Origin of the sequence: Pseudonocardia endophytica, assembly GCF_004339565.1 — a bacterium.
GTDB classification, from domain to species: domain Bacteria; phylum Actinomycetota; class Actinomycetes; order Mycobacteriales; family Pseudonocardiaceae; genus Pseudonocardia; species Pseudonocardia endophytica.
Genome location: NZ_SMFZ01000001.1, coordinates 319,933 through 343,904, shown reverse-complemented (window position 1 = coordinate 343,904; position 23,972 = coordinate 319,933). Strand labels below are relative to the sequence as shown.

The window sequence follows — 23,972 nt, the reverse complement described above, 5'->3', positions numbered from 1 at the left end:
GTTCACGATGTCCGACGGACAGAGGCCGGACGAGCAGAAGCTCGTCGACTACCTGAAGTGGGTCACGGCCGACCTGCACGAGACGCGCAGGCGGCTCTCCGACGCCGAGGCCGGACGCGGTGAACCGGTCGCGATCGTCGGGATGGCGTGCCGGTTCCCCGGCGGGGTGTCCTCGCCGGAGGAGCTGTGGGCGATGCTCGACGAGGGCCGCGACGGCATCGGCCCGTTCCCGGACGACCGCGGCTGGGACCTCGACGCGCTGGCCGGCGACGGGCCGGGCGCGAGCGCCACGCAGCTCGGCGGGTTCCTGGACGACGCGGGCGCGTTCGACCCCGGCTTCTTCGACATCTCCCCGCGCGAGGCGCTGGCGATGGACCCGCAGCAGCGGATCCTGCTGGAGACGGCGTGGGAGGCGTTCGAGCGTGCCGGCGTCGACCCGTCCGCGCTGCGCGGCACCAGGACCGGCGTGTTCGTCGGCACGAACGGCCAGGACTACGCGCACCTCGTGCTCGCCTCCGACGACGACATGGGCGGCTACGCGGGCAACGGGCTGGCCGCGAGCGTCCTGTCCGGTCGCGTGTCGTTCGCGCTCGGCCTGCAGGGACCCGCCGTCACGCTGGACACGGCGTGCTCGTCGTCGCTGGTCGCGCTGCACCTGGCCGCGCAGTCCGTACGCGTGGGGGAGTGCGGGCTCGCCGTCGCGGGCGGGGTCACCGTGATGGCGACGCCGTCGAACTTCGCCGGGTTCAGCCTGCACGGCGGGCTCGCACCGGACGGGCACTGCAAGGCGTTCTCCGACGACGCCGACGGCACCGGCTGGTCGGAGGGCATCGGGCTGCTCGTCGTCGAGAAGCTGTCCGACGCGACCCGCAACGGACACCCGGTACTGGCCGTGCTCAGCGGCTCCGCGGTCAACCAGGACGGCGCGTCCAACGGCCTGAGCGCCCCGAACGGCCCTGCCCAGCAGCGCGTCATCCGCCAGGCACTGGCCGGAGCGGGCCTCGGAACGTCCGATGTGGACGCCGTCGAGGCGCACGGCACCGGCACCGCGCTCGGCGACCCGATCGAGGCGCAGGCGCTGCTGGCGACGTACGGGCAGGACCGCGATCCGGACCGCCCCCTGCTGCTCGGCTCCGTGAAGTCCAACCTCGGCCACACCCAGGCCGCCGCGGGAGCGGCCGGCGTGATCCGCACGATCCTGGCGCTGCGGCACGCGCGGCTGCCGCGCACGCTCGGGGTCGCTGCGCCGTCGTCGCACGTGGACTGGGAGGCGGGCGCCGTCCGGCTGCTGACCGAGCCGGCCGCGTGGCCCGACGTGGACCGTCCGCGACGGGCGGGCGTGTCGTCGTTCGGCATCAGCGGCACGAACGCGCACGTGATCCTGGAGCAGGCCCCCCCGGCCGAGCCGCCGGAGAGCGGAGAGCCGGCGGTGCGGCCGCGGGCCGTGCCGTGGCCGGTCTCCGCGCGCAGCGCCGCGGCGCTGGACCTGCAGCTGGACCGCGTCCACGGGATCGCGACCGGCTCGCCGTCCGACGTCGGGCACGCGCTGGCCACGAGCCGCGGCGCGTTCGCGCACCGCGCGCTGCTGGTCCACGCCGACGGCGAGCTGACCGAGGCGACCAGGGACACCGTGCCCACGGCCGGTCCCGGCGGGCTCGCCGTGCTGTTCTCCGGGCAGGGGTCGCAACGCCTCGGCGCCGGTCGCGAGCTGCACGCCCGGTACCCGGTGTTCGCGGACGCGTTCGACGAGATCGTCGCCCTGCTCGACGCCGAGCTGGGCACGTCGCTGAGGGACGTGGTCTGGGGAGACGATCAGGACGAGCTGAACGCGACCCGCTTCACCCAACCCGCGCTGTTCGCGGTCGAGGTCGCGCTCTACCGGCTCGTGGAGTCGTGGGGCGTGCGACCCGGCCACCTGGCGGGCCACTCCGTCGGGGAGATCACCGCCGCGCACGTGTCCGGCGTGCTGTCCCTGGCCGACGCCTGCCGCATGGTGGTGGCCAGGGCCCGGCTGATGCAGGAGCTGCCCGAGGGCGGGGCGATGGTCGCGCTGCGCGCCACCGAGGACGAGGTGGTGTCGCTGCTCGACGACCGCACCGCGATCGCTGCGGTGAACGCGCCGGACGCCGTCGTGGTCTCCGGCGCCGAGGACACCGTGCTCGCGCTGCGCGACCGGTTCTCCGGCGAGGGGCGGAGCACGTCGCGGCTGGCGGTCAGCCACGCGTTCCACTCGCCGCTGATCGACCCGATGCTCGACGAGTTCGAGCGGGTGGTCTCCGGACTCACGTTCGGCGCGCCGCAGATCCCGGTCGTGTCCGACGTGACCGGCACCGTCGCCCCGGCCGAGGTGCTGTGCTCCGCGCGGTACTGGGTGGAGCACGCCCGCCGCGCCGTCCGCTTCGGCGACGCCGTCGCCACGCTGGCCGCCGACGGCGTCCGGACGTTCCTGGAGCTCGGACCGGACGGCGTGCTGTCCGCGCTGGTCGCCGAGACCGCCCAGGACGCGGCCGCCGTCCCCGCGCTGCGCAAGGACGTCCCGGAGGACGAGGCCGTCCTCGCCGCGCTCGGGACACTGTGGACCCGCGGGACCAGCGTCGACTGGGACGCCGTGTTCGACGGCACGCTCACCCCGGACGCCACCCCGGTCGCGCTGCCGCCCACCGCGTTCGCCCGCGAGCGGTACTGGCCGACGCTGCGCGCCACCACCGGCGACCCGGACGGGCTCGGCCTCACCGCGGCCGGGCACCCGTTGCTCGGCGCCGCCGTCGTGCTCGCTGACGCCGACCGGACCGTCCTCACCGGACGGTTGTCCGCGCGCACCCACCCCTGGCTCGGCGCGCACCGCGTGGACGGGCGGATCACCGTGCCCGGCACGGCGTTCGCCGAGATGGCGATCCGGGCCGGCGACCAGTGCGGCCTCCCTCGGGTCGACGAGCTCGACGTGCTCGCGCCGCTCGTGCTCGGCGACCGGGACGCCGTCGCGCTGCAGGTGTCCGTCGGTGCCGTGGACTCCGACGGTCGGCGGCCGGTCACCGTGCACGCGCGCCCCGCCTCCGGCCCGGACTCCGACGACGCCGCCTGGACCGAGCACGCCCGGGGCGTACTCACCGCGGACGACGCCGCTCCGGAGACCGACGGCTCACCGTGGCCGCCCCGGGACGCGACGGAGGCGACCGGCGACACCGAGGGGCGCGTCTGGCACCGCGACGGCGAGGTGCTGGCCGAGGTCGGAATGCCGTCCCCGACCGGTGCCGACCGCGGGTTCGGGATCCATCCCGCGCTGTTGGCGTCGGCGCTGCGGGTGGCGACCGTGCCGGGCGCCTCCGGCGAGCCGACGCGGTTCTCCGGGCTGTCGCTGCACGCCACCGGAGCGACCACGCTCCGGGCACGGATCACCGACCTCGGCGGCGGAGCCGTCGCCCTCACGGTCGCCGACACCGGCGGGGCGCCCGTCCTGACCGCCGACGCCGTGCACCTCGGCGAGCCGGGCGAGGCCCCGGCCCGTGCCGGGCAGGGTGACCTGTTCGGCCTGCACTGGACGCCGGTGGAGCCGGCCGGGCGTGCCTCGGGGACGCGCTGGGCCGTCGTCGGCGACGACGAGCTGGACCTCGGCTACGCGATGCACCGCGCCGACGAGACCGTGGGCGCGTACGCGGAGTCGCTCGGCGGTGCCGTCGGGGACGGTGGACGCGCGCCGGACGTGTTCCTGATCCCGGTCGTCGGCCCGGCCGAGCCCGGTCCGGACGCCGTGCACGCGGTGACCGCACGCGTGCTCGGGCTGCTGCAGGAGTGGCTGGAGGAACCGCGGCTCGCCGACGCGCGGCTCGTGTTCGTCACGCGCGGCGCCGTCGCCGACGAGGGCGAGACCGTCGCCGACCCGGCCGCGGCCGCCGTGTGGGGTCTGGTGCGCTCGGCGCAGACCGAGAACCCCGGTCGCATCCTGCTCGTCGACATCGACGACACGTTCCGCTCGGCAGGCGTGCTGCCCGAGGTGCTCCTGCTCGACGAGCAGGAGCTGCTCGTGCGCGACCACGCCGTGCGCGCCGCCCGGCTGGGGCGGCTGCCTGCCGTGCCCGACGCCGCGGACGCCGCGGCCAGGGAGTGGGATCCGGACGGGACCGTGCTGGTCACCGGCGGCACCGGCGGGTTGGGTGGGCTGCTGGCCCGCCACCTCGTCGCGACCCGCGGGGTGCGGCACCTGCTGCTCGCCGGTCGTCGGGGCCCGGACGCCCCGGGTGCGGACGAGCTTCGCGTCGAGCTGGAGTCGCTCGGCGCCGAGGTCACGGTCGCGGCCTGCGACGTCGGCGACCGCGACGCCGTCGCATCGCTGGTCGGGTCCGTGCCGGACGCGCACCCCTTGACCGCCGTCGTGCACACCGCCGGCGTGCTCGACGACGGGCTGGTCGGCTCGCTCACGCCGGAGCGCATGGCCGCCGTGCTGCGCCCGAAGTCGGACGCGGCGTGGCACCTGCATGAGGCGACCCGCGAGCTGGGACTGGCCGCGTTCGTCCTGTACTCGTCCGTCTCCGGCATCCTCGGCAGCGCCGGCCAGGCCAACTATGCCGCCGCGAACACCGCGCAGGACGCGCTGGCCCGCCACCGCCACGCGCTCGGGCTGCCCGCGACGTCGCTGGCGTGGGGGCCGTGGGGCGGCGGCGCCGGCATGACCGAGGGCATCGGCGAGGCCGACCTGGAGCGGATGGCCCGCGGCGGGCTGCCCGCGCTGGACACCGACGACGGCCTCGCGCTGTTCGACGCGGCGCTGGCCCGCCCGGAGCCGGTCGTCGTCCCGACCCGGATCAACGTCGCCGGGCTGCAGGTCCAGGAGGGCCTGCCGGCGCTCTGGCGCGACCTGGTGCCGCGCACCCGGCGTTCCGCCGCGGCCGCGGGCCGCCCGACCGGGTCCGTGCGCGACACGCTCCGCGACCTCGACGACGCCGGCCGGGAGCGCCTGCTCGTCGAGCTCGTCACCGGCTACACGGCCGGGCTGCTCGGGCACTCCGACCCGTCCGACGTGGACCCGGAGCGCGGGTTCCTCGAGCTCGGCTTCGACTCGCTGACCTCGGTCGGGCTGCGCAACCAACTCGGCGAGGTGCTCGACCTGCGGCTGCCCGGCTCGGTCGTGTTCGACAACACGACGCCGGTCAAGCTGGCCCGCAGGCTGCACGAGCTCGTCGACGAGGACCCGGGGTCGTCGTCGGCCGGTGCGGGCCAGGCGACCGTGACGGCGCGACCGGACCAGCACGGCGACGAGACGCTCGTCGGCCTGTTCCACTCGGCCGTCAGCGGGGGCAAGCTCGTCGAGGCGATGCGGATGCTCAAGGCCGTCGCGAACACGCGGCCGATGTTCGACTCGCCCGCCGAGCTGGAGGAGCTCTCCGAGCCGGTGACGCTCGCCGAGGGGGCCACCGACCCGCGGCTGATCTTCGTCAGCGCCCCCGGCGCGACCGGCGGCGTGCACCAGTACGCCCGGATCGCGGCGCACTTCCGCGGCAGCCGGAACGTCTCCGCGCTGCCGCTGATGGGCTTCGCACCCGGCGAGCTGCTGCCCGGCTCCAGCGAGGCCGCGGCCCGGATCGTCGCCGAGAGCGTGCTGCTGGCCAGCGACGGTGACCCGTTCGTCATGGTCGGGCACTCCACCGGCGGGTCGCTGGCCTACCTGGCCGCCGGGATGCTCGAGTCCGTCTGGGGCGTGCGCCCGGAGGCCGTGATCCTGCTGGACACCGCATCCATCCGCTACGACCCGGGCGAGAACAACGACCTGGACCGCACCACCCGCTTCTACCTGGCCGACATCGACTCGCCGTCGGTGACGCTGAACAGCGCGCGCATGTCGGCCATGGCGCACTGGTTCATGGCGATGACCGACATCCAGGCACCGCCCACGACCGCGCCGACCTTGCTGGTGCGCGCCGCGAAGGACGTCGACGGGTTCATCCTCGACACCTCCGCCGTGCCCGCCGACGAGGTCCGCGACATCGACGCGGACCACCTGTCGCTGGCGATGGAGCACTCGTCGCTGACGGCGACCGCCATCGAGGACTGGCTGGCGTCCCTGCCGGCCCCGGACACCGAGGAGATCCACCGATGACCCTGACGACACCTCCGACGGCGGACACCGACGTTCCCTCTCTGGCCGGCGAGCCGCAGTCGGTACTGAAGCTGAGCCCGCTGCTGGCCGACCTGCAGCGGCGCGCCCCGGTCTGCCGGGTCCGCACCCCGGCGGGTGACCAGGCGTGGCTCGTCACCCGGCACGACCAGCTCAAGGAGCTGCTGCACGACGAGCGTCTGGCCCGGGCGCACGCCGACCCGCCGAACGCCCCGCGGTACGTGGACAACCCGTTCCTGGACCTTCTCGTCACCGACGACGTCGACGCGGCCCGCGAGCAGCACCGCCAGATGCGCAGGCTGCTGACCCCGCAGTTCTCGGCGCGGCGGGTGCTGAACCTGGAGCCGGTCGTGCAGGGCATCGCCGAGCAGTGCCTGGAGCGCTTCGCCGCCGCGGGCAGCCCTGCCGACCTGCACGGCGGTTTCTCCATGCCGTTCTCGCTGACCGTCCTGTGTGCACTGATCGGGATCCCGCCCGCCGACCAGATGCGGTTGGTGGAGGTCCTGTCCGCGATGGGTGAGATGGACCCGGACCGGGTCCGTGAGACGCAGTCCGGGCTGTTCGGTCTGCTCGGCGACGTCGCCCGGCGCAAGCGCACCGAGCCCGGCGACGACGTGATCTCCCGCCTGACCGAGCAGATGCCCGACGATCAGATCGGCCCGATCGCGTCAGGCCTGCTGTTCGCCGGCCTGGACAGCGTCGCGAGCCACGTCGACCTCGGCGTCGTCCTGTTCGCGAACCACCGCGACCAGCTCGAGGCAGCTCTTGCCGACGAGAAGGCGATGCGCGGCGGTGTCGAGGAGATCCTGCGCTCGGCCAAGGCCGGCGGATCGGTGCTGCCGCGCTACGCGACGGCCGACGTGCCGGTCGGCGACGTCGTGATCGGCACCGGCGACCTGGTGCTGCTCGACTTCACGCTCGTCAACTTCGACACCGGTGTCTTCGACGAGCCGGAGGTCTTCGACATCGCCCGCCCGTCGAACCCGCACCTGACGTTCGGCCACGGCATGTGGCACTGCATCGGCGCGCCCCTGGCCCGCATGCAGCTGCGCATCGCGTACACGCTGCTGTTCACGCAGTTGCCCGGCCTGGCCCCGACGAAGCCGGTCGACGAGCTGCAGGTGCACTCGGACAAGCTCTCCGCCGGCCTGACGGAACTCCCGGTGACCTGGTAGGCGTCCCGGTCCCGCGACGCCGCCGCTGCGCGCCATGATCACCGGTTCCGGCGCGGATCGTTCATCCGGCGAACGACGGGCTCCAGCATCGCGGATCATCGGTTCCACCCCGGCCACCACAGGACGTGGCCGGGGTGGGGACAGCCGGTCCGGAGCTCAGGCCCAGGTGACCGGGAGCTCGTGCAGTCCGATGAGGACGCCGTCGTACTTCACCGGGAGCTCGTCGGCCGGGACGGCCAGGCGCAGGTCCGGGATCCGCTCGAACAGCGTCGTGTAGGCGATCTCCATCTCCAGCCGCACGAGGTTCTGGCCCAGGCACTGGTGCACGCCGTACCCGAACGCGACGTGCGAGCGGGCCGAGCGCTCGGGACAGAAGCGCGACGCGTCGTCGAACGCGGTGCCGTCGTGGTTCGCCGCGGCCAGCAGCGGCACGATGCCCTCACCGGCCCTGATCGTGCGACCGCCGATCTCCAGGTCCTCGAGCGCCACCCGGAACGCCACCAGGTCGGCCACGGAGTAGAACCGCAGCAGCTCCTCGACGACGCGCTCGTCGCCGATCCACTCCGGGTTCTCCAGCAGCTGGACGATGCCGAGCCCGATGTTGTTCGCCGTCGTCTCGTGCCCGGCGATCAGCAGCAGCATCGACACGCCGGCGAGCTCCTGGCGGGTCAGCCTGCCGGTCGCGACGAGCCGGCTGATCAGGTCCGTACCGGGGCGCTTCTCCTTGATCCGGATGAGCCGGCCGAGGTAGCGCATCAGCGCGGCGGACGCGGCGTCGCGCTCGGAGTCCGACGAGCTGAGCGTGACCAGGACCCGCGTCTTCGCCTCGAAGAAGTCCCGGTCGGCCCGCGGCACGCCGAGCATGCCGGCGATCACCAGCGACGGCACCGGCAGCGCGAACGCCTCGACCAGGTCGGCCGAGTCGCCCGCGGCGAGCATGGTGTCGATGCGCTCGTCGACGATCTGCTGGATCTCCGGGCGCAGCTCGCGGATCGTGCGGACGCTGAACTCGGGGATCAGCGTCTTGCGGAACCGGTCGTGCTCCGGCGGGTCGGCGGAGACGAACCAGCCGGGGATCTCGTCCTGCGACGGCGCGCCGCCGGTCCGGGACGCCTTCGGGAACCCCGGCTTCGACGGGTCCGCGCTGATCCGCCTGTCGGTGAGCACGGCGCGGACGTCCTCGTGGCGGGTGACCAGCCAGACCGGGCCGCTGGGCAGCTCGGAACGGACCGGCTCGCCGCCGTCGCGCCACTGCCCGTACTCCGGTGGCGGGAACGGCTTCCCGGGTTCGCGCAGCGGGAACGCGACCGGGCAGCCGGTGGTCGGCGCCTGCGCCTCGGCGGTCATGCGGCCACCCCGTAGTACTCCCGGATCGTGCCGGTGATCGTCTGCTGGTCCTGCTCGGTCAGACCGGTGTGGGTCGGCAGGTAGAAGCCGTCCTCGCTCAGCCGGGACGCGTTCAGCGACGGCCAGCCGGGGTCGTGGTAGCCGGGCTGGCGGCTCATCGGCTTGAAGAACACGCGGGTGTCGATGCCGTGCTCCCTGAGGTGGGCGAGCAGGTCGTCGCGGCCCTCGGCACGCACGTCGTACATCCAGAGCACGTCGCGCGGCGGCATCAGCGTGATGCCGGGGACGTCGTGAAGTGCCTCGTCGTAGCGCTTCTCGATGTCGCGACGGGTGGCCAGGATCGTGTCGAGCTGCTCGGTCTGTGCCAGCGCGACGGCGGCCTGCATGTTCGTCATGCGGAAGTTGTAGGCGAGCTTCTTGTGCAGGAAGCTGTGGTCGCGGGTGAACGCCATCGCCCGCAGGTGCTCCATCTGCTCGGCCAGGTGCGCGTCGCGGGTCACGCAGATGCCGCCCTCGCCGGCCGTGATGATCTTGTTGGCGAACAGCGAGTAGCAGGCGACGTCGCCGGTCGGCCGCACGCCGTGCGCCTCGGCGGAGTCCTCGACGACCCGCAGGTTGTACTCGTAGGCGAGCTCCAGGATCGGCTCCATCGCGCACCGGCGGCCGTAGACGTGCACCGGCATGATCGCCTTCGTACGCGGCGTGATCCGGTCCTCGATCAGCGTGACGTCGATGTTCAGGTCGTCGCCGCAGTCGACGAACACCGGCGTGGCACCGGTGTAGGTGACCGCCCACGCGGACGCGATCATCGTGAACTCCGGGACGATCACCTCGTCGCCGGGGCCGATGTCCAGCGCGCGCAGCGCGAGCGTCAGCGCTGTCGTGCCGGACGAGCAGGCGACGCCGTGCGGCACGCCGTTGTAGTCGGCGAACGCCTCCTCGAAGCGCCGCACGTACGGGCCCTGCGAGGAGATCCAGCCACCGGAGACGGCCTCGGTGACGTACTCGAGCTCGTTGCCGCCGAGCCACGGCTTGGATACCGGGTGCGTGAAGGACATCGGGTTCTCCGTCAGTCGGTTGCCAGTGCGGGCAGGTCGAGCAGGAGGTCGGCGGCGGCCGCGCGCCCGCCGGCGTCGCGGAGCAGGCCGGCGTAGTGCTCGGCCCGCGCGGTGAACGACGGCCCGTCGAGCACCCGAAGGATCTTGTCCAGGACGTCGTCGGTGTCCACCGTCTCGGGGCGGTCGACGGTCAGGCTGACGCCGAAGTCCTGGCCGCGGACCGCCTGGTCGTCGCAGTCGACCCAGAGCGGGCGCACGACCAGCGGCTTTCCGAAGTACAGGCCCTCGTGGTACCCGTTGCCGCCGGCGTGGGTGAAGAACACCTTGACGTTGGGGTGGGCCAGCACGTCGAGCTGCGACGGCACCCAGCTCTCGATCCGCAGGTTCTCCGGCAGCTCCTCGGCGGGCGGCAGCAGGTCCTGCTGCGTCGCGGGCAGCTTCCACAGCACCTGGTGGCCCTCCGCGTCGAGCCTGCGGGCCACCTCCACCAGCGACGCGACCTGCGGCCGGGTCAACCGGGTGATCGTCCCGAATCCCATGTAGACGACCGACTTCTGCGCGGACAGCCAGGGGGCGAGCTCGTCGTCGTCCGGTGCCTGGGGCAGCGGCGGCACCATCGTGCCGACCAGGCGGAGCTTGTCCGGCAACGGGAACGGATAGTCCAGCTCGGACACCGACCAGCAGAGCACCTGCTCCGCGTGGTCGATCCGGGCCATCATCTGCCGGGCCTCGGGCGCGATGCCGAGCTGCTCGCGGACGTGGTTGTCGCGCGCCACCACCTCCCGGGTCCCGCGCCGGGTGAACATCGCGAGCGTGCGGAGCCGGAACAGCTGGTTGGTGATCTTCTGGCGGAGCGTCATCGCGCCGGGCAGGCCGGAGTGCGGCACCGGGAAGCCGGCCGGCGTGTACGACCTCGCGAACGGGACGTGCGAGGTCAGGACGTTGCTCGGCACGAACGGCACGCTCAGCACGAACGGGATGCCCTTCGTGATCGCCAGCTCGTACCCGTACTGGCACATGCTCTCGATCACCATCAGGGCCGGCCGCAGCTCGTCGACGGCCCGCTCCAGCGCCCGGTACTTCGCGAACCGGGACTCCGGGTCGAACGAGTGCTCGATCACCGCGCGGTGGGCCGCGAACCGGTCCCGCTGGGTCACCGCGGCGTAGGTCTCGTCGTCCCAGGTGACCGCGGACATCGCCGACTCGGTGTCGCCGAGCGGGATGAACCCGACCGGACTGCCGGAACCGGCTGCCTCGACGTCGTCGCGCGCCTTGTCGTCGGCCGCGAAATACAGATCCGGGATCTGCCGGCGTGACAGTTCTCCGGCGAGAACGAGAAGCGGATTGAGCAGACCGGCCTCGGCGTAGCTGACGAACAGGATCGGTCGTCCGTGCGTGCCCATGGGCACCACCCTCCGAAATGACACGTGGCCCGAGCGAGCACGTAGTTGATCCCACGGCGGGCGCCGGGGAATCCCTAGTCCTGGCCGGATCGGTGAGTGGATTCCTCGGGAAAACCACAGCGGCCGCGACCCTACGGTCGCCGGGCACGGACCACTGGTGGGTCGTGTTCGGAGTCTCTCCAGGAGGTGAGCGAGGCGTGACGTGGGAAGCCGACGCCGCGACCGTGGTGGTCGTCGGGATGGCCTGTCGCTACCCCGGAGGCGTGCGCGGCGCCGACGACCTGTGGGACCTGCTCCTGTCCGACCGGGAGGCGATGACCGGCTTCCCGGACGACCGCGGCTGGGACCTCGACGCGCTCGCCGGTGACGGCCCGGGGCACGTCGAGTCCACCGGCGGCGGGTTCGTCGACGCCGCCGGGTTCGATGCGGACTTCTTCGGCATGTCCCCCCGCGAGGCGCTGTCCACAGACCCCCAGCAGCGCCTGATGCTGGAGACGGCGTGGGAGGCCGTCGAGCAGTCGGGCGTCGCCCCGGCGTCGTTGCGCGGCACCCGGACCGGCGTGTTCGTCGGCGCCAGCGGCTCGGACTACATCGCGGTCACCCACGCCTCGCCGGACGACACGGCCGGACACGCGCTGACCGGGCTCTCCCCGGGCCTGCTGTCCGGGCGGCTCGCCCACGTCCTCGGCCTGGAGGGGCCGGTCCTGACCGTCGACGCGGCGTCGTCGTCGGCGATGGTGGCGATGCACCTGGCCGCCGGGTCGCTGCGCGCGGGCGAGTGTGGCGTCGCGCTCGCCGGCGGCGTCTGCGTGATGTCGACGCCCGCCGGTTTCGTCGGGCACTCCCGCCAGGGCGGGCTCGCCCCGGACGCCCGCTGCAAGGTCTTCTCCGACGACGCCGACGGCACCGCGTGGTCCGAGGGCGTCGGCGTCGTCGTGCTCAAGCGGCTGTCCGACGCGCGCAAGGCGGGCGACACCGTGCTGGCCGTGCTCCGGGGCTCCGCCCTGAACTCCGACGGCGCCTCCGACGGCCTGACCACGCCGAGCGGTCCCGCCCAGGAGGAGCTGATCTGGAACGCGCTCTCCGACGCCGGCCTCACCCCGTCCGACATCGACGTCGTCGAGGCGCACGGCACCGGCACGGCGCTCGGCGACCCGGTCGAGGCCGAGGCGGTGCTCGCGACGTACAGCCAGGACCGTCCGCCCGGACGGCCGCTGTGGCTCCGGTCGGTCAAGTCGGTGATCGGCCACACGCAGGCCGCGTCCGGCATGGCCGGCCTGATCACGATCATCCAGTCGATGCGGTACGGCCGGCTGCCGGGCACCCGGCACGTCGGCACCCCGAACCGCCAGGTCGACTGGTCGCTCGGCGAGGTCGAGCTCCCGACGGACGCCGTTCCGTGGCCGCGCTCCGACCGGCCCCGCCGCGCCGGGATCTCGTCGTTCGGGATCAGCGGCACGAACGCCCACGTGATCGTCGAGGAGCCGCCCGCCGTCGACGACCCCGCGCCGGGGGACATCCGGCCCGCGGCCGTGCCGTGGGTCGTCAGCGGCTCCACCGAGCAGGCGCTGGAGGCCCAGATCGAGCGGCTCACGACCCACGTGCACGAGCGCGGGCCGGACCCGTGCGACGTCGGGTGGTCGCTGGCCACGGCCCGTACCCCGATGCGCCACCGCGCCGTCCTGCTGGACGCCGGCGACGGCCCCGTCGAGCAGTACAGGGCGCTGGCGCGTGCCTGCCGGCCGGCCGTGCTGTTCTCCGGGCAGGGCAGCCAGCGGCTCGGCGCCGGCCGCGCGCTCGCCGCCCGTTTCCCGGTGTTCTCCGACGCGCTGGACGCCGTCACCGACCGGCTCGACCCGCTGCTCGAACACCCGGTCCGGGACGTGCTCTGGGGCGACGACGCCGGCCGGCTGGACCGGACCGTCGCGACCCAGCCCGCGCTGTTCGCCGTCGGTGTCGCGCTGTACCGGCTGGTCGAGTCGCTGGGTCTGCGCCCGGCGGCCGTCGGCGGCCACTCGGTCGGCGAGATCACCGCGGCACACGTGGCGGGCGTGCTGTCGCTGGACGACGCGGTCCGCCTGGTCGCCGCGCGCGCCACGCTGATGGAGGCGCTGCCCGCCGGCGGCGCGATGGTCGCCGTCGAGGCGACCGAGGACGAGGTCTGGCCGCTGCTCGACGGGGACGTGTCGATCGCCGCGCTGAACGGGCCGGCGTCCGTCGTCGTCGCGGGCGACGAGCACGCCGTCGCCGCCGTCGCGACGCACCTGGCCGAGCAGGGCCGCCGGACCAGCAGGCTGGCCGTCTCGCACGCGTTCCACTCGCCGCGGATGGACCCGATGCTGCAGGACTTCCGCACGACGGTGGAGGGGCTGACGTTCCACCGCCCGACGACGCCGCTGGTGTCCAACGTGACCGGCCGGCTCGGCGGCGCCGTGGCGGCCGATCCCGGGTACTGGGTGCGGCACGTCCGCGAGCCCGTCCGGTTCGCCGACGGCGTCCGGGCGCTGAGGATCGACGGGATCGACGTGCTCGTCGAGCTCGGCCCGAGCAGCACGCTGTCCGCGCTGGTCCGCGACACGCTGGCCGGGGGACCGGCCGCCGACGTGGTGCCGGTGCTGCGCAAGGACCGCGAGGAGGAGCAGGCGTTCGCCGCCGCGCTCGGGCGGCTGCACGCGCTCGGCGTGCCGGTCGACTGGACGGAGTTCTACCGCGGTACCGGCGCCCGGCGCGTCGACCTGCCGACGTACGCGTTCCGGCACCAGCGGTACTGGCCGACCCCGCCGCCGGACGGCGTTCCCACCGCGCCCGCGGTGGACACGGTCGCCGCGGTCGGCGAGCCGGGTCCGAGCGTGTCCGCGCCGCGGATCGCCGCGATGGCCCCCGCCGAGCGGGAGCGCTACCTGGTCGACCTCGTGCGGGAGCGGGCGGCCGCGGTGCTCGGCCACTCCGGCACGGACACCGTCGGGGCGCGCAGCGTGTTCAAGGAACTCGGGTTCGACTCGCTGGCCGGCGTCGAGCTGTGCGACCGGCTTGCCCGCGACACCGGCCTCGCGCTGCAGAGCACGCTCGTCTTCAACTTCCCCACACCGGAGCTGGCCGCCCGCCGGATCGCCGAGCTCGTCGCCGCCGAGGGCGAGCAGGAGGCCTGCGAGAGCGAGCTGGCCGGGCTCGAGGCCGCCGTGCGGTCGCTGCCGCCGTCCGGTCCCGAGCGCCGTGCCGTCGCGGACCGTCTCGACGCGCTCGTCGCCGCACTGCGACGCGGACCCGATCGGGACCCGGAGCGGTCCGACGACGACCTCGACTCGGTCCCGGTCGACCAGCTGCTCGATCTCATCGACGAAGAGTTCGAAACCGCCTGAGAATTCGCCGCCCCACCGCGCGAACGAATGAGGACACCGCGATGCAGGATCCACACGACACCCAGCGGGAATCGCAGGACCAGCAGGAGAGAATCGTCGAGTCGCTCCGCCGGGTCACCGCGGATCTCCGACGCGCCCGGCGCCGGATCGGCGAGCTGGAATCGCAAGGGAACGAACCGGTCGCGATCGTCGGAATGGGCTGCCGGCTGCCCGGCGGCGTCGATTCCCCGGAACGGTTGTGGGAACTGCTGGACTCCGGGACGGACGCCGTCTCGACGTTCCCGGTCGACCGCGGCTGGGACCTGGACGCGCTGACCGGCGAGGGCGGCAGCACCACCCACCACGGCGGGTTCCTGGACGACGCGCCCGGGTTCGACGCCGGGTTCTTCGGCATCTCGCCCCGCGAGGCGGCCGCGATGGACCCGCAGCAGCGCCACCTGCTCGAGGTGTCATGGGAGGCGCTGGAGCGGGCCGGCATCGACCCGACGTCGCTGCGCGGCGACCGGACCGGGGTGTTCGTCGGCTCGTACCACTGGGGCTCGCCCGCGGTCGAGGGCGAGGTCGAGCTCGGCGGCCACACGATGACCGGCACGGCCGCGAGCGTCCTGTCCGGACGGCTGGCCTACACGCTCGGGCTGGAGGGCCCCGCCGTCACGATCGACACGGCGTGCTCGTCGTCGCTGGTGGCACTGCACCTCGCCGCGCACTCGCTGCGCAGCGGGGAGTCGTCGCTGGCCGTCGTCGGCGGCGTCACGATCATGGCCGAGCCGTCGGTGTTCGTGGAGTTCAGCGCGCAGGGCGGGCTGTCGCCGGACGGCCGCTGCAAGGCGTTCTCCGACGACGCCGACGGCACCGGGTGGGCCGAGGGCGTCGGCGTCCTGGTCGTCGAGAAGCTCTCCGACGCGCAGCGCAACGGCCACCCGGTGCTGGCCGTGCTGCGCGGGTCCGCGGTCAACTCCGACGGTGCCTCGAACGGACTGACCGCGCCGCACGGCCCGTCGCAGGAGCGGGTGATCGGCGCGGCGCTGGAGCAGGCCGGGCTGGCCGTCACCGACGTCGACGCCGTCGAGGCGCACGGCACCGGCACGACGCTGGGCGACCCGATCGAGGCGCAGGCGATCCTGGACACCTACGGCCGCGGCCGGGACGACGACCGTCCACTGTGGCTCGGCTCGTTGAAGTCCAACATCGGGCACACGCAGGCCGCCGCCGGGGTCGCCGGCGTGATCAAGACGGTGCTGGCGCTGCGGCACGGCGTCCTGCCGCGCACGCTGCACGTGGGCGCGCCGAGCTCGCACGTCGACTGGGCGTCCGGGTCGGTGCGGCTGCTCACCGAGCCGGTCGACTGGCCGGACACCGGCCGCCCCCGCCGCGCCGGGGTGTCCTCGTTCGGCATCAGCGGCACGAACGCGCACGCCGTGCTGGAGCAGGCGCCCGCGGAGTCCGACGAGCCGGAGCGCACCGGCGACGCGAGCTGCGGGCCCGCCGTCGTGCCGTGGGTGCTCTCCGGGCACAGCGCGGCGGCCCTGCGCGACCAGGCCGCCGCGCTGGTCCCGTGGACCGACGGCGCGCGCCCGCGCGACGTCGCGCACGCCCTGCTCACCACCCGCGCCCGGTTCGACCACCGTGCCGTCGTCGTCGCGCCGTCCGGTGCCGATCCCCGCGACGGTCTGGGCGCGGTGGCGGCAGGCGAGTCGTCGCCGCTGGTCGCCCGCGGCGTGGCGGACGTCGAGGGCCGGACCGTGTTCGTGTTCCCCGGCCAGGGCTCGCAGTGGGCCGGGATGGGCGCGCGGCTGCTGGACGAGTCGCGGGTCTTCGCCGACCGGATCGCGGACTGCGACGCGGCGCTGGGCGAGTTCGTCGACTGGTCGGTAACCGACGTGCTGCGCGACACCGAGACCGCGCCGTCGCTGGACCGCGTGGACGTGGTGCAGCCCGCGTCGTTCGCCGTGATGGTCGGGTTGGCCGCGCTCTGGCGGGCGCACGGCGTCGAGCCCGACGCCGTGGTGGGTCACTCCCAGGGTGAGATCGCGGCCGCCGTCGTGTCCGGTGCGCTGTCGCTGCGCGACGGCGCCCGGGTGGTGGCGTTGCGCAGCAGGGCGATCGCCGGATCGCTGGCCGGTCGCGGCGGCATGACGTCGCTGGCGATGCCGGTCGACGAGGTCGAGGCCCACCTGGCGCGCTATGACGGGCGGGTCTCGGTCGCCGCCGTGAACGGCCCCCGCTCCGTGGTCGTGTCTGGCGAGCCGGACGCGCTCGACGAGCTCGGCGCGGCACTGGAGGCCGACGGCGTGCGGGTCCGGCGGATCCCGGTGAACTACGCGTCGCACTCGCACCAGGTGGAGGACCTGCACGACGAGCTGCTGGACGTGCTCGGACCGATCACCCCGCACACCTCCGACGTCCCGTTGTTCTCGACGCTGACCGGCGACTGGCTGGACACGTCCACGATGGACGCGTCGTACTGGTACGAGAACCTGCGCGGCCGCGTCCGGTTCGCCGGGGCGATCGAGGCGCTCGTCGCGGGGGAGTTTCGGGCGTTCGTCGAGTCCAGCTCGCACCCGGTGCTGTCGATGGCCGTGCAGGACGTGGTCGACGCGGCCGGTGTGCCCGGCGTGGCGGGCGGCTCGCTGCGCCGTGACCAGGGTGGTTACGACCGGTTCCTGCTGTCCGCGGCCGAGGTGTTCGTCCGCGGCGTGGACGTGGACCTCTCCGCGGTCGTCCACGGCGGGTCCCGGGTGGACCTGCCGACGTACGCGTTCCAGCACGAGCGGTTCTGGACGGCGGGGTCGGCCGCGAAGGCCGAGGCGGCCCCGGACGCGATCGACGCCGAGTTCTGGGACGCCGTCGAGCAGGCCGACCTGCCGACGCTGACGGCCGCGCTCGGCACCGACGAGGACTCGGTCGCCGCGATCCTGCCCGGCCTGTCCGCGTGGCGACGGGCCCGTGCCGACCGCGCGGGTGTCGACGCATGGCGCTACCGCGTGGAGTGGACGGCCACCGCGCAACCCGGCCGCCCGTCGCTCACCGGGACGTGGCTCCTGGTGTCCGCGAACGGGACCGCCGACGGGTCCGAGGGCGCGTCCGACGGCGCCCATGACGGCGCAGACGTGGCTGCCGCGCTCCAGGCCCACGGCGCCGACGTGCACCGCCTCGTGCTCGACGACGCGTGCACGGACCGGACCGCGCTGCGCGACCGGCTGCCCGCGGAGATCGCCGGCGTCGTGTCCGTGCTCGCCGCGGCCGAACAGGACAGCCCGCACCACGCCGGCCTGACCCGCGGCCTGGCGCTGACCGTCGCGCTCGTCCAGGCGCTCGGCGACGCCGGCGTCGACGCGCCGTGCTGGATGCTCACCCGCGGCGCCGTCGCCGCGACACCCGGCGAGACCGTCGCGCACCCGTTGCAGAGCCAGGTCGCCGCCGTCGGGTGGACGGCCGCCGTCGAGCACCCGCAGCGCCCGGGTGGGACCGTCGACCTCCCGGAGAGGCTCGACGACCGGTCCGGGCAGCGGCTCGCCGCCGTCCTGTCCGGCCGGCTGGACGGCGAGGACCAGCTCGCCGTCCGCGGCGCGGGCGTGCTGGCCCGCCGCATCGTGCGGGCCACCGGCTCCGGCACGTCCCGCTCCTGGACACCGCGCGGCACGACCGTCGTGACCGGCGGGTCCGGCACGCTGGCGCCGGGCCTGACCCGGTGGCTGGCCGCGCAGGGCGCCGAGCACGTCGTCCTGCTGTCCCGCCGCGGCGCCGACGCGCCCGGCACGGCCGAGCTGGTCGACGAGATGACCGGCTCCGGCACCCAGGTGTCCGCAGAGGCCGTCGACGTCACCGACCGCGACGCCGTCGCCGCCCTGTTCGCCCGCCTCGCCGACGAGGGACGGACGGTCGGCACGGTCGTGCACACCGCCGCCGTCATCGAACTGTCCGATCTGGACTCGACGACCGTCGACGGGTTCGCCCGCGTCGTGCACGCCAAGGTGACCGGCGCCCGGATCCTCGACGAGCTCGTCGACGACCCGGAGACCGACCTCGTCCTGTACTCGTCGACGGCCGGCATGTGGGGCAGCGGCGCGCACGCCGCCTACGCGGCCGGCAACGCGTTCCTGTCCGCTCTGGCCGAGCAGCGCCGCGCCCGCGGGCTGCGGGCCACGTCGGTGCACTGGGGCAAGTGGCCGGACGCCGACCCGGAGCGCACCGAGTCCGACCCGCACGGCATCCGCCGCACCGGCCTGGAGTACCTCGACCCGGACCGGGCGATGACGGCCCTGCGCTGCGTCCTCGACGACGACGAGACCGTCGTCGGGCTGATGGACATCGACTGGGACGTCTACCACGACGTGTTCACGGCCGGACGGCCCTCGCACCTGTTCGACGAGATCCCGGAGGTGCACGCCCGTGCCACGGCGTCGTCGTCGGGCGGCGGCGACCTGGCCGAGCGCCTGGTTCCGATGAGCGACGCCGAGCAGGACCGGCACCTGCTCACACTCGTGCGCACCGAGGCGGCCGCCGTCCTCGGGCACGCCTCCGCGGACGCGTTCGGCGAGCACCGCGCGTTCCGCGACGCAGGCTTCGACTCGGTGACCGCCGTCGACCTGCGCAACCGGCTCGGCGCCGCGACCGGGCTCCTCCTGCCGTCGACGGCCGTGTTCGACCATCCGGACCCGGCCGCGCTGGCCGCCGCACTGAAGGAGCGCGCGCTCGGCACCGGCGGTGGCGGTGCGCAGGCGACGGCCGCCGTCGTCGGCGCGGGCGAGCCGATCGCGATCGTCGGCATGGCGTGCCGCTACCCGGGCGGGGCCACGAGCCCGGACGCCCTGCTGCGGCTGGCGCTGGACGGGGTGGACGCGATCACCGGGTTCCCGTCCGGCCGCGGCTGGGACGCCGACGCGCTCTACGACCCGGACCCGGACCGCTCCGGCCACACGTACTCGGTGCAGGGCGGGTTCCTGCACGACGCGGCCGCGTTCGACCCCGGCTTCTTCGGCATCTCGCCGCGCGAGGCGCTGTCCATGGACCCGCAGCACCGGATGCTGCTGGAGACGTCGTGGGAGGCGTTCGAGCGGGCCGGGATCGACCCGGAGTCGTTGCGCGGCAGCACGACCGGCGCGTTCTTCGGCGCCACCTACCAGGACTACGCGCAGACCGTCGCGAACGGCGCGGACACGGCCGAGACGCACATGGTCACCGGCACGGCGGCCAGCGTGCTGTCCGGCCGGGTGTCCTACCTGCTCGGGCTGGAGGGCCCGGCCGTCACGATCGACACGGCGTGCTCGTCGTCGCTGGTCGCGATGCACCTGGCCTGCCAGTCGCTGCGCGGCGGGGAGAGCTCGCTGGCGCTGGCCGGCGGCACGGCCGTGATGGCCACGCCGGACGCGTTCGTCGGGTTCAGCCGCCAGCGCGCGCTCGCCGCCGACGGCCGCTGCAAGCCGTTCTCGGACGCCGCCGACGGCATGACGCTCGCCGAGGGCGTCGGCGTCGTGGTGCTGGAGCGGCTGTCCGACGCGCGGGCGAACGGGCACCCGGTGCTCGCCGTCGTGCGCGGGTCGGCGATGAACTCCGACGGTGCGTCGAACGGCCTGACGGCGCCGAACGGGCCGTCGCAGCAACGGGTGATCCGCCAGGCGCTGGCGAACGCGGGCCTGTCCGCCTCCGAGGTCGACGTCGTCGAGGCGCACGGCACCGGCACCGCGCTCGGCGACCCGATCGAGGCCCAGGCGCTGCTGGCCACCTACGGGCAGGACCGGGAGCGGTCGCTGCTGCTCGGGTCCGTGAAGTCGGCGATCGGGCACACCCAGGCCGCGGCCGGGGTGGCCGGCGTGATCACCATGGTGTCCGCCATGCACGCCGGGGAGCTGCCCGGCATCCAGCACCTGGACGCGCCGTCGTCGCACGTGGACTGGTCGTCCGGCGCCGTCGGCCTGCTCGACTCGACCACCGCGTGGCCGGACACCGGCCGCCCGCGCCGGGCCGGCGTCTCGTCGTTCGGGATCAGCGGGACGAACGCGCACCTGCTGCTGGAGCAGGCGCCGGTCCCGTCGTCGCCCGAAGCCGATCAGGACGCCGCCGCGGGGCCCGTGCCGTGGCTCGTCTCGGCCCGCTCGGCGGAGGCGTTGCGGGCCCAGGCGCGCAACCTGATCGGCGCCGGCGGGTCGCCCGGGGACGTCGGCTGGGCCCTCGCCACGGCACGCAGCACGTTCGACCACCGCGCCGTCGTCGTCGGCGAGACCCGGGAGGCCCTCGAGCGCGGGCTGACCGCGCTCGCCGACGGCACGTCGGCGGCCGGGCTGGTGACCGGAACGGCGATCGGGGACCCGGCCGGACCGGTGTTCGTGTTCCCCGGCCAGGGCGCCCAGTGGTGGGGGATGGGCCGCGAGCTGCTCGCCACGTCGGAGGTCTTCCGCTCGTCCGTCGACGACTGCGCGGCCGCGCTGGAGCCGCACGTCGACTGGTCGCTGCACGACGTGTTGTCCGGCGACGGCGACGAGGCGCTGTTCGAGCGCGTCGACGTCGTGCAGCCCGCGCTGTTCGCGATGATGGTCGGCCTCGCCGCCGTCTGGCGCTCCTACGGTGTCCAGCCGGCCGCCGTCGTCGGGCACTCGCAGGGCGAGATCGCCGCGGCCTGCGTGTCCGGTGCGCTGTCGCTGGACGACGCGGCCCGGGTGGTCGCGTTGCGCAGCAGGGCGTTGCCGCGCCTGTCCGGGCTCGGCGGCATGGTGTCGGTGTCCGCCCCGGTGGAGCGGGTCACCGCGCTGATCGAGCCGTGGGGCGACGCCATCTCGGTCGCCGCCGTGAACGGCCCGTCGTCGGTCGTCGTGTCCGGTGACACGGACGCGCTGGACGCGCTGCTGCCGGCCGCCGAGGAGCAGGGCGTGCGGGCGAAGCGCGTGTCGGTGGACTACGCCTCGCACGGGCGGCACGTCGAGGCCGTGCGCGACGAGCTCGCCGACGTCCTCGCGCCGATCACCCCGCAGGTCCCGGACGTCGCGTTCTACTCGACCGTCACCGGCGAGCGGCTCACCGACGCCGCGACCGACGCGGGCTACTGGTACACGAACCTCCGGCAGACCGTCCGCATGCAGGACGCGACCCGTGCCCTGCTCGACGCGGGCCACCGCGTGTTCGTCGAGGTCAGCCCGCACCCGGTGCTGGCCGGGCCGGTCGGGGAGACGCAGGAGGACGCCGACCCGGACGGCACCGCGGACGCCGTCGTGCTCGGCACGCTGCGCCGCGACGACGGCGGGCCCGCCCGCGTGCTCACCTCCCTTGCCGAGGCGCACGTGCACGGCGCCCGCGTCGACTGGACCGAGGCGTTCGACGGCGCCCACGCGCCGGTCACGCTGCCCACGTACGCGTTCCAGCGCACGGACTTCTGGCCGGAGCCGAAGCCGGTCACCGTCGCCGGGGAGGACTCGGCGTTCTGGGAGCTGGTCCAGGATCCCGACGCCTTCGCCGAGACGCTGGGCATCCGCGAGGGGCTGGACACCGTCCTTCCCGCGCTGTCCGCGTGGCGGTCCGGCTCGCAGGCCCGCGCCCGGATGAACGCGCTGCGCCACCGCGTCGACTGGACGCGCGTCGCCGATCCCTCGGCCGCCGACCCCGGGCGGCTGCTCGTGGTCGTCCCGACGGAGCCCGACGACCGGTGGTCCGACGTGCTGGACGCGCTCGGTGCCGACACCGTCCGGTTCGAGGCGGGCGGCGACGACCGCGCCGCGTGGGCCACCGAGCTGGAGAAGATCGTCGCCGACCACGGCCCCGTCGACCGCGTCGTGTCGCTGCTGGCCGGCGACACCGCACCCCTGCACGACGGCGTCCCCGCCGGTCTGGGTCGCACGCTGCTGCTCGTCCAGGCGCTCGGCGACGCCGGCGTCACGGCGCCGCTCTGGTGCCTGACCCGCGGCGCCGTCGCGGCCGGGCCGGACGACGCCGTCGACGACCCGGAACAGGGCACGCTGTGGGGTCTCGGCCGCGTCGTCGCGCTGGAGCACCCGGACCGCTGGGGCGGGCTCGTCGACCTGCCGTCCACACCGGACCCCGGCGCGACGGGCCGCCTGAGCGGCCTGCTGGCCGGCGCGGGCGGCGAGGACCAGCTGGCGATCCGGGCGCAGGGCGTGCTCGCCCGCAGGCTCGTGCACGCGGCACCGGCGGCACCGCGACCCGCGCCGGCGTGGCGCGGAACGGTGCTGGTCACCGGCGGGACCGGTGGCATCGGTGGGCGGGTCGCGCGCCGGGCCGCGGAGCACGGTGCGGCGCACCTGCTGCTGACCAGTCGTCGCGGCGAGGACGCCCCCGGTGCGGCGGACCTGCGCGCCGAGCTGGAGGCGCTCGGCGCGGGTGTCACGATCGCGGCCTGCGACGCCGCCGACCGGGACGGCCTGGCCGCGCTGCTGGCGGACGTCCCGTCCGACCGGCCGCTTTCCGCCGTCGTGCACTCCGCCGGCGTCGCCGACGGGGACGCGCCGGTCGCCGAGCTGACGCTCGACCAGATGTCCGCGCTGCTGCGCTCGAAGCTGACCGCCGCCCGGAACCTCGACGAGCTCACCGCGGACCTCGACCTGGACGCGTTCGTCGTGTTCTCCTCCGGCGCCGCCGTCTGGGGCAGCGGCGGCCAGCCCGGCTACGCCGCCGCCAACGCCTACCTCGACGCGCTCGCCGCGCACCGGCGCGCACGGGGCCTGCCGGCGTCGTCGGTCGCGTGGGGCACGTTCGGCGAGGTCGGCATGGCGACCGACCCGGAGGTGCACGAGCGGCTGCACCGGCAGGGCGTCCCGGCCATGGACCCGGACGACGCGCTGTCCGCGCTGGAGCAGATGGTCGCCGACGGCGACGCGGCACTGGCGATCACGCGGATGGACTGGGACGTGTTCGCGCCCAACTTCACCGCGACCCGCCCGAGCCCGCTGCTCTCGTCGCTGCCCGAGGCCGTCGCGGCGCTCGCCGGACCGGTCGAGGAGACGGAGGCCGGTGAACCGGGAGCGCCCCCGCTGCGACGGACGCTCGAGGCCCTGCCGACCTCCGAGCGGTCCCGTGCCCTGGTCGACGCCGTCCGCACCGAGGCGGCCGCCGTCCTCGGTCACGACGGCGCGGGCGCGATCCCGGCCGGGCGCGCGTTCCGCGACGTCGGGTTCGACTCGGCGACCGCCGTCGAACTGCGCAACCGGCTGCGCGCGGCCCTCGGGCTCGCCCTGCCCGCGGCGCTCGTGTTCGACCACCCGACGCCCGCCGACCTGGCCCGCCACGTCGGCACGCTCCTGTTCGGCGACGCGGACGCGGCGGCACCGGCCGACGACCCGGACGCGCACCTGCGTGAGGCCATCGCATCCGTCCCCATCGGACGGCTGCGCAAGGCAGGCCTGCTGGACATGGTCCTGACGCTCGCCGGTGCGGAGCCGGAGAACGGATCGGCCGCGGCTCCCGATGCGGCACAGCCGGAACCGTCGTCCGACGGCGGTGGCGAGTCCCTCGACGACATGGACGCCGACGCGCTGCTGCGCCTCGCCGGCGGCACCTCGGCGAACTGAGAACGG

The 23,972-nt window shown here is 74.7% G+C and carries 6 protein-coding genes and 1 pseudogene; 4 read left to right on the top strand and 3 right to left on the bottom strand.

The window, feature by feature from the left end:
• Positions 1-25: 25 nt before the first annotated feature.
• Positions 26-6,091: pseudogene (locus EV378_RS01370) on the top strand (SDR family NAD(P)-dependent oxidoreductase); the annotation flags it as partial.
• The gene (locus EV378_RS01365; RefSeq protein WP_132420943.1) at positions 6,088-7,284 is read left to right on the top strand and encodes a cytochrome P450; all 1,197 of its coding nucleotides are present in this window, start codon (positions 6,088-6,090) and stop codon (positions 7,282-7,284) included. The pseudogene EV378_RS01370 and the gene EV378_RS01365, both read left to right, overlap by 4 nt.
• 156 nt (positions 7,285-7,440) lie before the next feature.
• Here the strand turns inward: EV378_RS01365 and EV378_RS01360 are convergent, their stop codons facing one another.
• The 3 genes from EV378_RS01360 to EV378_RS01350 are packed head-to-tail and all read right to left on the bottom strand — an operon-like array spanning position 7,441 to position 11,092.
• A complete protein-coding gene (locus EV378_RS01360; protein ID WP_132420942.1) occupies positions 7,441-8,631 on the bottom strand; it encodes a cytochrome P450 in 1,191 nt (396 codons plus the stop codon).
• Complete coding sequence (locus tag EV378_RS01355) at positions 8,628-9,689, bottom strand: DegT/DnrJ/EryC1/StrS family aminotransferase (RefSeq protein WP_132420941.1); 1,062 nt, start codon at positions 9,687-9,689, stop codon at positions 8,628-8,630. The genes EV378_RS01360 and EV378_RS01355 overlap by 4 nt, the downstream gene beginning before the upstream one ends.
• Before the next feature lie 11 nt (positions 9,690-9,700).
• On the bottom strand, positions 9,701-11,092 hold the full coding sequence (locus EV378_RS01350; RefSeq protein ID WP_132420940.1) for a glycosyltransferase: 1,392 nt from the start codon (positions 11,090-11,092) through the stop codon (positions 9,701-9,703).
• A gap of 197 nt (positions 11,093-11,289) precedes the next feature.
• Here EV378_RS01350 and EV378_RS01345 point away from each other — a divergent pair, with 197 nt between their 5' ends.
• Together EV378_RS01345 and EV378_RS01340 are read left to right on the top strand one after the other, a co-directional pair.
• Positions 11,290-14,451: a type I polyketide synthase gene (locus EV378_RS01345; RefSeq protein WP_243653209.1), complete on the top strand. Its 3,162-nt coding sequence runs from the start codon at positions 11,290-11,292 to the stop codon at positions 14,449-14,451.
• Between the two features lie 41 nt (positions 14,452-14,492).
• Positions 14,493-23,966, top strand: a complete 9,474-nt coding sequence (locus EV378_RS01340; RefSeq protein ID WP_132420938.1) for a type I polyketide synthase — start codon at positions 14,493-14,495, stop codon at positions 23,964-23,966.
• Positions 23,967-23,972 lie beyond the last annotated feature (6 nt).

Bases quoted from the DNA above. Each gene is read 5' to 3' on its own strand.
- EV378_RS01360 (WP_132420942.1), bottom strand. From the start codon at position 8,631: ATGACCGCCGAGGCGCAGGCGCCGACCACCGGCTGCCCGGTCGCGTTC.
- EV378_RS01355 (WP_132420941.1), bottom strand. From the start codon at position 9,689: ATGTCCTTCACGCACCCGGTATCCAAGCCGTGGCTCGGCGGCAACGAG.
- EV378_RS01340 (WP_132420938.1), top strand. From the start codon at position 14,493: ATGCAGGATCCACACGACACCCAGCGGGAATCGCAGGACCAGCAGGAG.
- EV378_RS01365 (WP_132420943.1), top strand. From the start codon at position 6,088: ATGACCCTGACGACACCTCCGACGGCGGACACCGACGTTCCCTCTCTG.
- EV378_RS01350 (WP_132420940.1), bottom strand. From the start codon at position 11,092: ATGGGCACGCACGGACGACCGATCCTGTTCGTCAGCTACGCCGAGGCC.